An 11,557-nucleotide genomic window follows, 5' to 3' on the forward strand; every position below is an offset into this window, starting at 1 on the left:
CGGACGCGGCAGGCCCTGCCGGCGCCGGGTGCCGTGCTCAGCGGTGCGTGAAGGCCGCCGGGCGCTTCTCCAGGAAGGCGGCCATGCCTTCCTTCTGGTCCTGCGTGGCGAACAGCGCGTGGAACAGGCGGCGCTCGTACATGAGGCCGTCGGAGAGCGAGCCCTCGAAGGCGCGGTTGACGGTTTCCTTGGCCGCCATGACGGCCACCTGCGAGAAGCCGGCGATCACCAGGGCCGCGCCCAGCGCTTCGTCCATGAGCTTGTCGTAGGGCACGACGCGGCTCACCAGGCCGGCGCGCTCGGCCTCCTGCGCATCCATCATGCGGGCGGTGAGCGCCATGTCCATGGCCTTGGACTTGCCCACCGCGCGCGGCAGGCGCTGCGTGCCGCCCGCGCCGGGAATCACGCCGAGCTTGATCTCGGGCTGGCCGAACTTCGCGTTGTCGGCGGCGATGATGAAGTCGCACATCATCGCCAGCTCGCAGCCGCCGCCCAGCGCGAAGCCGCTCACGGCCGCGATCACGGGCTTGCGGATGGAGCGGATGCGCTCCCAGTTGCGCGTGATGTAGTCGCCCTTGTAGGCATCGGCGAAACCGTACTTCGCCATGGCCCCGATGTCGGCGCCCGCGGCGAAGGCCTTCTCGCTGCCCGTGAGGATGATGCAGCCGATGCGCTCGTCCGCGTCGAAGGCGGCCAGCGCGTCGCCCAGCTCGTCCATGAGCTGGTCGTTGAGCGCGTTGAGCTGCTTGGGGCGGTTCAGCGTGATGACGCCGACCTTGTCCGCTTCGGTGCGGACCTCGATGACTTCATAGGCCACGGGGTATCTCCTGGGTTGTCGTTGTGGTGCGGACGACTATACCGAAGGGTCGTCCCCGGACGGCCCCGCACCCGTCACGCCGCGGACACCGGACCGGCCGTGGAGTCGGCCACGGGCGGGGCCTGCCCGTCCAGCCAGCGGCGCGCCAGCGCCGCATCGCCGAGCGACAGTGCGATGGTGTCCTGCGGCGCGGTGCCTTCGTGCTCCAGCGCCAGGGAGAGCCGCAGCACGCGGCGGTCGCGCGCCACCAGGGCCGTGACGCGCTTCTCGCGGCCCGCATAGAGCGCGACGTCGTCCAGCCGCTGCACGCGCCAGGTCTCGCCGTGCGTCTCGATCGCCAGCCATTCGTCGCCGGCCGCGAACCCGGCGGCTTCGGCCAGGCCGCCGCGCAGCACCACCTTCACCTGCAGGCCCTGCGTTTCGGACACCCGCATTCCCAGGCGCTGCGCGGGCTGCGCCGTGTCCGCACGCAGCGCCACGCCGTGCGCGGCCAGCAGTTCCGCGAGCGGCAGGTCGTCCGTGCCGTGCACCCAGGCCGCGATCTCCTGCGCGAACGGGCGCCCCGAGAGGGACTCGAGCACCGCGAGCAGGTCGTCCTCGGTCATCGGGCCCGCGTCGCAGCGCGCCCAGAGCGCGCGCATCACGTCGTCGAGCGTGGTGCGCCCTTCGCGGCGCAGCGCCAGGTCCAGGCACAGGCCGACCAGCGAGCCCTTGGTGTAGTAGCTCACCGTCGTGTTCGGCGTGTTCTCGTCCTGGCGGTAGTACTTCACCCAGGCATCGAAGCTCGCGTCGGCCACGCTCTGCACGAGGCGCCCGGGCGTCTGCAGCACCTGGTTCACGGTCTTGGTGAGCAGGCGCAGGTAGGCGGCATCGTCGATCAGGCCGGCGCGCCGCAGCAGCAGGTCGTCGTAGTAGCTGGTGAAACCCTCGAAGAACCAGAGCAGGCGCGTGTAGTTCTCCTGGGCGTAGTCGTAGCGCGCCAGCTCCGAGGGCCGCAGGCGCTTGACGTTCCAGGTATGGAAATGCTCGTGGCTGATGAGGCCGAGCAGGGTCGTGTAGCCCTCGGGCGCCTTGGCCTCGCCCTGGCGCGGCAGGTCGCGGCGGCCGCAGATCAGGGCCGTGGAGTTGCGGTGCTCCAGGCCGCCGTAGCCGTCGTCCACCACGTTCAGCAGGAACAGGTACTGCGTGTAGGGCGGCGAGCCCGCGCCGTGCCAGAAACGGATGCCTTCCTCGCAGATGCGGCGCGTGTCGGCCACCAGCCGCTCGCCGTCGAACGAGGGCGCCGCGCCGGCCACGACCAGCCGGTGGGGTATGCCGCAGGCTGTGAAGCGCGCGCTCCAGAACGGACCCATCTCCACCGGGCAGTCCACCAGTTCGTCGTACGAGGCCGCGCGGTAGGTGCCGAAGCCCGCGCGCGTGGTCTTCTCCGACGCGAGCCCGGTGGCCACGGACCAGTGCGCCACCTCCGGCGTCGCCACGATTTCCAGGTCGTGGCGCGCCTCCTCCTGGCCGTGTACGCGCAGGCACAGGCTGGTGCCGTTGAAGAAGCCGCGGGATGCGTCCAGCCAGGCCGTGCGCACGGAGTTGTCGTAGGCGCTGACTTCGTAGGTGAGCACCAGCGGCGAACCCTCGCGGCACTCGGCCTGCCACAGGCACTTGCTGCGCTGCGTGAGCGCCACCTCGTGGCCGCCCTGGCGGGCGCGCAGGTTCTGCAGGTTCTTGGAGAACTCGCGCACGAGGTAGCTGCCGGGAATCCACACGGGCAGCGACAGTTCCTGCTGCGCGGCGGGCCGCTCCACCGTCAGCGTGACGTGGTAGAGGCGCGCCTGCAACTGCGCGGGTTCCACCCGGTAGTGGACGGGCGAGGCATGGTGGCGAAGGGAGGGCATGCGGCGGCGGAGGGCAGGGAAGCGGGTACGGGCGGGCGATGGATCAGTTCGCGGCGGGGGCGGGCGTGCCGGTGGCGGGGCCCGCATCGGCGAGCCGCTTTTCCACCTCGCGCGCGTCGATGGCGCCCGGCACGCGCGAGCCGTCGGTGAAGATCAGCGTGGGCGTGCCGGTGATCTTGTGCTTCTTGCCGAAGGCCAGGTTGCGCTGCAGGGCCGCGGTGTCGCAGCTCGCGGCCGCCGGAGCCTTGTCGCGCACCATCTGGTCCTGCCAGGCGGCGGCCCGGTCCTTGGCGCACCAGATGTTGCGCGACTTCTCGGCCGAATCGGGGCTCAGGATCGGGTAGAGGAACAGGTACACCGTGACGTTGTCGACGTTCTGCAGGTCCTTCTCGAAGCGCTTGCAGTAGCCGCAGTTCGGGTCTTCGAACACCGCGAGCTTGCGCTGTCCGTTGCCGCGCACGATGGTGAAGGCATCCTGCAGGGGCAGCGAGGCGAAGTCCACCTGGGTGAGCTTGTTGATGCGGTCCTCGGTCAGGTTGCGGCGCGCCTTGGTGTCGATCAGCTCGCCCTGGATGAGGTAGTTGCCCTTGGCGTCGGTGTAGAAGACGTCGGTGCCCATGCGCACCTCGTAGAGGCCCGGCATGGGCGTGGCGCGCACCTCGTCGATGTTCTGCAGCTGCGGGATGCGGCTGCCCAGCGCCTTGCGGATCGCCGATTCCTGGGCGTGGGCACCGAAGCCGAAGGTCAGTGCGGCAGCGCCGGCGAGCAGGGCGGGAATCAGTTTCATGGTCTTCCTTCGTGATGCGTGAATGTCGTGTGGCCGCCGGCGCGGCAGGGCCGGCCCGGGAGTGCCGCGCGGACGTCAGCCCAGGCCCATGGCCTGGCGCGTGACCCAGTCCTTGACGAGGCCGCTGCGCTCGAAGCCGCGCATGCCCCAGTTGCGCAGCCAGGGCACGGGCCCCTCGTTGCGGGAGAAGAGTTGCTGCAGGCCGTCCATGGCCCAGCCCATCGGCAGCAGCGCGGCCTTGCGTTCGCGTTCGTAGTGCCGCAGCAGTTTCAGGTCCGCCACGCTGCGCCAATAGTCGCGCTCGCGCAGCACGCGGGCCAGGCCCTGCGCGTCCGCCAGCCCCAGGTTGAGGCCCTGGCCGGCCAGCGGGTGCACGGCGTGCGCGGCATCGCCCGCGAGCACCCAGCTGCGGGCGGGTGCCGCCTTCGGCTTGCCCTGGGCCGGGCCGCCGGCCGTGGCCGCCATCGGCCCGCACCAGCGGTCCGCCCGTGCCTGCTGCAGCGGCCATGCGGCGCGCGGAGCGTCCAGCGTGACGGCGCCCAGCGTGTCCTGGCTCGCGGCGTGGATGCGTTGTTCGAAATCGGTGGGTTCCATGGCCAGGAGGCGCTGCGCCTCGTCCTGCCTGACGGACCACACGACGGCCACGGAGTTCCCCTCGGGGCCCTCCAGCGGCAAAAAGGCCAGGATGCCGTCGGGCAGGAACCACTGGCGCGCCACCTGTCCGTGGGGCCGCTCGCAGCGCAGCCGCGTGGCCACCGCATGCTGGCCGTAGGGCACTTCGTCGTAGTGCACGCCGAATTCCTCGCGGGTGCGGCTGGCGCGGCCTTCGCAGACCACCGTCAGCGCGGCCTGCACGGGCGCATCGACCACCTCCACCTGCGGCTGGAAGCGCACCGCGTCGGCCAGGCGCGCCTCCAGCGCGGGCACGTCCACGATCCAGGCGAGCGCTTCGGTGGCGGGATGGCGCTGCGCGTCGAACGTGACCTCGCCGCCCATGTCGCCGTGCACGTCCATGCGCAGCACCGGCGTGGCGTGTTCGGCGTCCGGCCAGCTGCGCACGGATTCCAGCAGCCCGCGCGATGCGGTGTTGAGCGCGTAGGCCCGGACATCGGGGCCGCCCGCGGCCGGCGCCGGGCCGGGCACCAGGGCCACGCGCAGGCGCTCTCGCGCGAGAAGCAGGGACAGCGTGCGGCCCACCACGCCCGCGCCACGGATACAGACATCGAAGGATTGCGCCATGCGGCCATTGTAGGAGCCGCCCCGTGCTCCGCCGTGCCGAAGGCACAATCCCCGGCTTTCCCGTCCCCACCTTGCTTTTTCCGGAGCCCCGCGTGACCTTCCGCACCGACCGAGACCTGGCCGGCACCATCTCCCGCCTCTTCGTCCATCCCGTCAAGTCCTGCGCGGGCATCGCGGTGCGCGAGGCCCGGCTCACGCCCACCGGCCTGGAATGGGACCGCGCCTGGATGGTGGTCGATGCGCACGGCGAGTTCCTCACGCAGCGCACCCTGCCGCGCATGGCGCTGGTGCAACCGGAGCTCGGCAGTACGGAATTGATTCTCCGGGCGCCCGGCATGCCGGTGCTGCGCGTCACCATGCAGGCGAAGGGCCCGGCCGCGGCGGTGCGCGTGTGGGACGACGCCGTGCCCGCTCTGGACGCGGGCGACGGGGCCGCGCGGTGGTTCTCGGAGTTCCTGGGCTTGCCGTGCCGTCTGGTGCGCTTCGATCCGGCGCACCGCCGGCTCTCCAGCCTGCGCTGGACGGGCGGTGTCGAGGCGCCGAACCAGTTCGCCGACGCCTACCCCGTGCTGGTGGCCAGCGAAGCGTCGATCGAGATGCTCAACCACCGCCTGGACGGCATGGGCGCGCCGCCCGCCACGATCGAGCGGTTCCGCCCCAACGTCGTCATCGCCGGCGTCGAGGCGCACGACGAAGACCGGATCGGCGCCCTGTTCGTCGATGCCGACGGCGGGCAGGCCTGCCTGCAGCCCGTGAAGCCGTGCACGCGCTGCCCGATCCCCGACATCGACCCGGCCACGGCGGAAAGCACCACCGACGTGGGCGACGCGCTGCGCGCCTACCGGCAGGACCGCCGCATGGACGGCGCCATCACCTTCGGCACGAACGCCATCGTGCTGGAAGGCGCGGGCTGCGTGCTGCGCGTGGGCCAGCGCGTATCGGCCGACTGGCAGTTCGACTGACCGGCGGGCGGCCCGCCACGGCGGCCCGGTAAAATCGCCGGTTTTCCCCAGAACCCTGAAAGCCCTGCCATGAGCCTGAAATGCGGCATCGTGGGCCTGCCCAACGTCGGCAAGTCCACCCTCTTCAACGCCCTGACCAAGGCCGGCATCGCGGCCGAGAACTATCCCTTCTGCACCATCGAGCCCAACACCGGCGTGGTGGAAGTGCCCGATCCCCGCCTGCAGCAACTGGCCCAGATCATCACGCCCGAGCGCATCGTGCCGGCCATCGTCGAGTTCGTGGACATCGCCGGCCTGGTGGCGGGCGCCTCCAAGGGCGAAGGCCTGGGCAACCAGTTCCTGGCCCACATCCGCGAGACCGACGCCATCGTCAACGTGGTGCGCTGCTTCGAAGACCCGAACGTGATCCACGTGGCCGGGCGCGTGGACCCGATCGCCGACATCGAGGTCATCCAGACCGAGCTGTGCCTGGCCGACCTGGCCACGGTGGAGAAGGCCCTGAACCGCTACAGCAAGGCCGCCAAGTCGGGCAACGACAAGGAAGCCGCCAAGCTGGTCTCGCTGCTCACGCCCATCCAGGCCGCGCTCGACGAAGGCAAGCCCGCGCGCACGGTGGCCGTCAGCAAGGAAGACGCGCCCCTGCTCAAGCAGTTCTGCCTGATCACCGCCAAGCCGGCGATGTTCGTCGGCAACGTGGCCGAGGACGGCTTCGAGAACAACCCGCTGCTCGACCGCCTGAAGGAATACGCCGCTGCGCAGAACGCGCCCGTGGTGGCCATCTGCGCTAAGATCGAATCCGAGATGAGCGAGATGAGCGACGAGGACCGCGACCTGTTCCTGGCCGAGATGGGCCAGGACGAGCCCGGCCTGAACCGCCTGATCCGCGCCGGCTTCAAGCTGCTGGGCCTGCAGACCTACTTCACCGCCGGCGTGAAGGAAGTGCGCGCCTGGACCGTGCCCGTCGGCGCCACCGCGCCCCAGGCCGCCGGCGTGATCCACGGCGACTTCGAACGCGGCTTCATCCGCGCCCAGACCATCGCCTTCGACGACTTCATCGCCTTCAAGGGCGAGCAGGGCGCGAAGGACGCGGGCAAGATGCGGGCGGAAGGCAAGGAATACGTCGTCAAGGATGGGGACGTGATGAACTTCCTGTTCAACGTTTAGCGCACTTCACGGAGCAGCAATGCCACAGACCGTTTTCATTCAGCGTGTGGTTCTGAGGAACTACAAGAGCATTGGCAACTGCGATGTGCGCTTGCAGCCCCTGACGTACCTGGTTGGCCAGAACGGTGCAGGAAAGAGCAATTTCCTGGATGCACTGCATTTCGTTCGGGACGCGTTGGCGGGCTCCCTAGACAATGCCATCAACGAGCGTGGCGGGCTGAACGAGGTACGGCGCCGCTCTAGCGGACATCCCACGCATTTTGGCATCCGGCTCGAATTCGTTCTACCCGATGGCCGCGACGGGTGGTATGCCTTCAACATCGGTGCGATGGCCAGCGGCGGCTACGAAGTGCAGCATGAAGAGTGCGTCATCGGCGGGATCGGCAAGGGGCCGTTCTACCGCATCGATAAAGGACGCCTGCGCGATAGCAGCGAAACCACTTTCCCTGCCGTAACAGCGGATCGCCTTGCCCTGGTGGCCGCATCCGGCTTCACGGCATTCCGGCCGGTGTTCGATGCCCTGACCTGCATGGGTTTCTACAACCTCAACCCCAAGCTTATGCGGGAACTGCAGAAGCCCCAGGATGGCCGTCTGCTGAAGCCTGTGGGGGAGAACATTGCCAGTGTCATTGGGCACCTGGAGCGAATCGCTCCTCAACGTGTAGAAATGATTCGCGAATACCTGCAGTCCGTCGTGCCTATGGTACATGGTATGGAGCGCAAATCTGTCGGTCCTATGGAGACTTTAGAGTTCCGCCAAGATATGGCAGGATCTAAATATCCTTGGAAGTTTTTGGCGCAAAACATGTCCGACGGAACGCTGCGTGCATTGGGCGTTCTCACCGCGTTGTTGCAAAGCAATGTCGACTACTCGCCAACATTAATCGGAATTGAAGAGCCCGAGACGGCGTTGCATCCCGCTGCTAGTGCGGCGCTGCGTGAAGTCCTTACACATGCTGCGCAAACTACGCAGGTCCTGGTAACCAGTCACAGCCCCGACTTGCTCGACCATCGCGGGATCGACGCCAACACTATTCTTGCCGTGATATCTGAAGGTGGTGAAACAAAAATCGCACCATTGGATGAAGCGGCTCGAAGCATGTTGAAGGATCATCTCTTTTCGCCTGGCGAATTGCTTCGCATGAACCAATTGGCGCCGGACCGCACGGTCATCGACAGCCAGGAAACAGAGCAAATTGACCTCTTCGGTGAGACAAGGTCATGATTCCCATTGCCTCAATCGTGGAGGGTGACAGTGAGGTAGTTGCCTTACCCGTCCTTTTAAGACGGCTTGCTGGAGAACTGGTGCCTGCAGTTACTGTGCAGCCTCTTCCCCCCATTCGGGTCCGCCGGGATCGTTTCATCCAGCGCGAGGACGAGTTCCGTAAGCAGTTACTCCTGGCCGCAGCGAAAAGTGGCGAGCAGGGATGGATTCTGATTGTTCTCGATTCCGATGATGACTGCCCGGCGCATCTCGGTCCGCAGTTGCTGGCGCGAGCACAGAAACATGTACCTCACCGCAGGATCTCCGTCGTTCTGGCCAACCGCGAATTCGAAGCCTGGTTCATGGCCGCGGCGCATTCTCTGCAGGGTGCGCGGGGGTTTTCCGTGGCAGTCGATGAACCGATCGACGCGGAAGCTCCGCGCGATGCCAAAGGCTGGATGAGGAAGCATATGGCAGGTGGCGTCTATAGGGAAATACTGGACCAGCCAGCATTCGCTGCTCGTATCGACTTGCAACTGGCCCAGGAAAAAAGTCGCTCATTTCGCAAGCTGTGCAAGGAATGGCAGACCCACGTGCAAATGCGCCAGTGAGCAGTAAGGAGGATGCGGCCTCCGCAAACATTCGGCATTCCATCCGAGACCACCTGCGCCGAGCCGCGCGCGCCCTCCGTCCCGCACCCATGCACGTGGACGGCCGCGAGCGCCTGCGCATGGCCGCGGGCGCGCTGCTCGGCGTGCTGCTGGCCGGTTGGCTGAGCCGCTGGGTGGGCGGCCACTGGGGCATTTCGCCCTGGCTGGTCGCACCGATCGGCGCGAGCGCGGTGCTGGTGTTCGGGGTGCCGGCAAGCCCGCTGGCGCAGCCCTGGCCGGTGGTGGGCGGCAATACCCTGTCCACCCTGGTGGGCGTGGCCTGCGCGGCGCTGGTGCCCGATCCGGCCGTGGCGGGGGCGATGGCCGTGGCGCTGGCGATCGCGCTCATGGTGCCGCTGCGCTGCCTGCACCCGCCGGGCGGTGCGGCCGCGCTGTTCGTGGTGATGGCGCATGGCGCGAAGCCGCAATTCGCGCTGTTCCCGGTGCTCACCAATTCCCTGCTGCTGGTGGCCGCAGGCATGGCGTGGCATGCGGCCACGGGCAAGCGTTATCCGCATGCGCAGCAGGCGCGTGCGTCGGGTGGCGCGGCCCCTGGGGGCAGTGCAACGCGCGCCGCGGGCCGCTTCACGCCCGAGGATCTGGACGCCGCGCTGCTCCACTACAACCAGGTGCTGGACGTGAGCCGCGACGACCTGGAGGCGCTGCTGCACCATGCCGAGGCCGAGGCGTACCGCCGCAATTTCGGGCACCTGCGCTGCGGCGACATCATGTCGCGCGAGCCCGCCACGGTGGCGTTCGGCACCGAACTGCAGGAGGCCTGGGCACTAATGCGCCGCCGCCGTGTCAAGGCGCTGCCGGTGGTGGACCGCGCGCGCCGCATCGTGGGCATCGTCACCACGGCCGATTTCATGCGCCAGATCGATCTCGACGTGCACCAGGGCATCGGCGAGCAGTTGCGCGCCCTGGTGCGCCGCGTGGGCGCGGTGCATTCCACCAAGCCGGAGGTGGTGGGCCAGATCATGACGCGCCAGGTGCGCGTGGTGAGCGAGCAGCGCCCGGCGCTCGATCTCGTGCCGCTGTTTACCGAGGGCGGGCACCACCACATCCCGGTCATCGACGCGGAGCGGCGCCTGGTGGGCATCATCACGCAGTCGGATCTGGTGCGTGCCCTGCACCGGGCCGTCGGCTGAGACGGCGCGCGCCGGGCCCGGCGCCTGCGCGCGTGCCGCACCTGCGATAGCATCGCCGCCAGTCCGCGCAAGCCATTCCCGCTCCACCGGGCGGGCCGCGATAGCGCACCCCCGGCGCTGCAACGCGGCCGTGCGCGCGTCTCCATTCATACATCTATCCGCTCCCATGCAACCCGGCATCCTCTACGCCACGCTCGCCTATGTGGCGTGGGGCGTGTTCCCGCTCTACTTCCACCAGGTGGCCTCGGTGCCGGCGCTGGAGGTGGTCATGCACCGCACGCTCTGGTCGATGGTGCTGCTCGCCGCCGTATTGGTGGCGCGCCGGCAATTGGCCTGGGTGGCGGAACTGCGCCGCCAGCCGCGCGTGGTCGGGGCGTTCCTGCTCTCGGCGCTGCTGCTGTCGGTCAACTGGCTGCTCTACGTCTGGGCCGTGCACCACCAGCACGTGGTGGATGCGAGCCTGGGGTACTTCATCCTGCCGCTCGTGAACGTGGCCATGGGCTTCGTCTTCCTGCACGAGCGCCCCCGGCCGGGCCAGTGGGCCGCGCTGGCCGTGGCGGCCGCGGGGGTGCTCTGGCTCACGGTGCAGGCCGGGCGCCTGCCCTGGATCGCGCTGGTGCTGGCCGTCACGTTCGGCTTCTACGGCCTGCTGCGCAAGACGGCGGTGCTCGGCGCGATGGAAGGGCTGGCGCTGGAGACCGCGCTGCTCGCTCCGCTGGCCGTGGGCGGCCTCGCCTGGCTGGCCTTCACGGGGCAGGCCGCGTGGACGCAGGCGGATGCCGCCACGCTGGGCTGGCTGGTCGCGGCCGGGCCGATCACCGCCATCCCCCTGCTGCTGTTCGCCGCGGGCGCGCGGCGCATTCCGCTGGCGACCATGGGCGTGCTGCAGTACATCTCGCCCAGCCTGCAGTTCGGCCTTGGCGTCTGGCTGTTCGGCGAAGAGGTGCAGCCCGCGCGGCTCGCGGGTTTCATGCTGATCTGGGGAGCGCTGGTGCTCTACACCCTGGAAGGCACCTGGAAGCGCCGTCGCGCGGCGCGGTGAGTGGACACGGCCCAGCGAAGCGGTTCTGGCGAGGCGCCGCACCGCAGGCAGTACGGTAGTACGACAAGAGGCGGCAACGACGCAAGAAGGGTCGTGTTCGCCGCTCTCAGTGCGGCAGGGCGTTGGGCCAGAGGTACATCAGGCTCGCCGTCATCGCGAGGTAGCGCAGGAACTTGCCCACGGCCATGTAGCCCACGCAGGGCCAGAAGGGCAGCTTGAGCCAGCCCGCCACGGCGCACAGCGGATCGCCCACCACGGGCAGCCAGCTCAGCAGGCAGGCCTTCGCACCGAACCGGCGCAGCCAGCCGAGCGCGCGCACGTTGGTGTGCTCGCCGCGGGCCTTGTCCACGGCCTTGTGGGCGCCGAGCCCCATCCACCAGCTGACGGCACCGCCGAGGGTGTTGCCGGCGGTCGCCACCAGAATGGCGGGCCAGAAGAGTTCGGGATTGAGCTGGATGAGCCCGAACACCGCCGGCTCCGAGCCCAGGGGCAGCAGCGTGGCCGAGATGAACGACACCAGGAAGACCGTGCTGAGCCCGTACTGGGGCAGCGCCAGCAGGTCCATGAGGTGTTGCATCCAGATTTCCATAGCTGGGCGGGAGTGTAGGTGCGAGGGCGCCGCCTTCCTTGTAGCCCGGCACGCCGTCGCCCT

Annotated in this window: 11 protein-coding genes; 6 read left to right on the plus strand and 5 right to left on the minus strand. The window is 68.8% G+C overall.

All coding sequences use genetic code 11. The annotated features are described in order from the left end of the window. Positions 1-37: 37 nt before the first annotated feature. The 4 genes from Q9R47_RS07480 to Q9R47_RS07495 form a co-directional block, all read right to left on the minus strand. Positions 38-817, minus strand: a complete 780-nt coding sequence (locus tag Q9R47_RS07480) for an enoyl-CoA hydratase (RefSeq protein WP_013593304.1) — start codon at positions 815-817, stop codon at positions 38-40. Between the two features lie 74 nt (positions 818-891). Then, positions 892-2,706: a peptidase M61 gene (locus Q9R47_RS07485; RefSeq protein WP_311232578.1), complete on the minus strand. Its 1,815-nt coding sequence runs from the start codon at positions 2,704-2,706 to the stop codon at positions 892-894. A gap of 43 nt (positions 2,707-2,749) precedes the next feature. After that, positions 2,750-3,493 carry a DsbC family protein gene (locus Q9R47_RS07490; RefSeq protein WP_311232579.1) on the minus strand — a complete coding sequence of 248 codons (744 nt, stop codon included), beginning with the start codon at positions 3,491-3,493 and terminating at the stop codon, positions 2,750-2,752. Between the two features lie 75 nt (positions 3,494-3,568). Then, positions 3,569-4,732, minus strand: a complete 1,164-nt coding sequence (locus Q9R47_RS07495) for an FAD-dependent monooxygenase (protein ID WP_311232580.1) — start codon at positions 4,730-4,732, stop codon at positions 3,569-3,571. Between the two features lie 92 nt (positions 4,733-4,824). Here Q9R47_RS07495 and Q9R47_RS07500 point away from each other — a divergent pair, with 92 nt between their 5' ends. The 6 genes from Q9R47_RS07500 (at position 4,825) to rarD (ending at position 10,905) form a co-directional block, all read left to right on the plus strand. Further along, positions 4,825-5,694, plus strand: coding sequence for an MOSC N-terminal beta barrel domain-containing protein (locus tag Q9R47_RS07500; protein ID WP_311232581.1), 870 nt, complete (start codon positions 4,825-4,827; stop codon positions 5,692-5,694). 69 nt (positions 5,695-5,763) lie between these two features. After that, complete coding sequence (gene ychF, locus Q9R47_RS07505) at positions 5,764-6,858, plus strand: redox-regulated ATPase YchF (RefSeq protein ID WP_311232582.1); 1,095 nt, start codon at positions 5,764-5,766, stop codon at positions 6,856-6,858. Positions 6,859-6,877: 19 nt separating this feature from the next. Then, positions 6,878-8,083, plus strand: a complete 1,206-nt coding sequence (locus Q9R47_RS07510; RefSeq protein WP_311232583.1) for an AAA family ATPase — start codon at positions 6,878-6,880, stop codon at positions 8,081-8,083. Continuing rightward, positions 8,080-8,673, plus strand: a complete 594-nt coding sequence (locus Q9R47_RS07515; RefSeq protein WP_311232584.1) for a DUF4276 family protein — start codon at positions 8,080-8,082, stop codon at positions 8,671-8,673. Before Q9R47_RS07510 ends, Q9R47_RS07515 begins: the two co-directional genes overlap by 4 nt. Positions 8,674-8,762: 89 nt before the next feature. Beyond that, entirely contained in the window at positions 8,763-9,863 is a 1,101-nt protein-coding gene (locus Q9R47_RS07520; protein WP_311232585.1) for an HPP family protein, read from the plus strand. 166 nt (positions 9,864-10,029) lie between these two features. Then, the gene (gene rarD / locus Q9R47_RS07525; RefSeq protein ID WP_311232586.1) at positions 10,030-10,905 is read left to right on the plus strand and encodes an EamA family transporter RarD; all 876 of its coding nucleotides are present in this window, start codon (positions 10,030-10,032) and stop codon (positions 10,903-10,905) included. Positions 10,906-11,011: 106 nt separating this feature from the next. Here the strand turns inward: rarD and Q9R47_RS07530 are convergent, their stop codons facing one another. Continuing rightward, positions 11,012-11,494 carry a YqaA family protein gene (locus Q9R47_RS07530; protein WP_311232587.1) on the minus strand — a complete coding sequence of 161 codons (483 nt, stop codon included), beginning with the start codon at positions 11,492-11,494 and terminating at the stop codon, positions 11,012-11,014. Positions 11,495-11,557 lie beyond the last annotated feature (63 nt).

Origin of the sequence: Acidovorax sp. PRC11, assembly GCF_031844105.1 — a bacterium.
Lineage (GTDB): Bacteria > Pseudomonadota > Gammaproteobacteria > Burkholderiales > Burkholderiaceae_C > Paracidovorax.